The sequence below is a fragment of the Streptomyces sp. NPDC059455 genome, assembly GCF_042750115.1.
In the GTDB taxonomy this organism is placed as follows: Bacteria; Actinomycetota; Actinomycetes; order Streptomycetales; family Streptomycetaceae; genus Streptomyces; species Streptomyces endocoffeicus.
On the sequence record NZ_JBHYVB010000192.1, the window covers coordinates 1 to 465 of the forward strand.

The following is a 465-nucleotide window of genomic DNA, read 5'->3' on the forward strand; positions in this document are numbered from 1 at the left end:
ACCCCGCTCCACACACTCCCCCAGCTACCGCTGGGAGGTGCCCCCTGGAGGGGCTGAAAGGCGGGGCTCCGCCCCAGGTCCTGCTCCTCGAACTCCCCCAGCTACCGCTGGGAGGTGCCCCCTGGAGGGGCTGAAGGCGGGGTTCCGTCCCAGACTCCGCTCCGCAAGCGCCGGGGGGCTGGGAGGCGGGGTTCCGTCCTGGCCCTGCTCCTCGAACGTCGGAGGGGGCTGGAAGGCGAGGCTCCGTCCCAGACCTCGGGGTCCAGGGGCGAAGCCCTTGCCACGCGGCGGAGCCGCATATCGATGTGGCGGGAAGGGGAAAGCATCCCAATGCGGCTCCGCCGGGTGGCGGGGGGGGGGGCCCCCCCCGGGGGGCGCGCGGCCGAGCCCGAGTGGGGGGGTCCGGGGGGGGGGGGGGGATCTGAACCGCCGCCCCCCCCCCCCGCCCACCACCCCCCCCCCCCG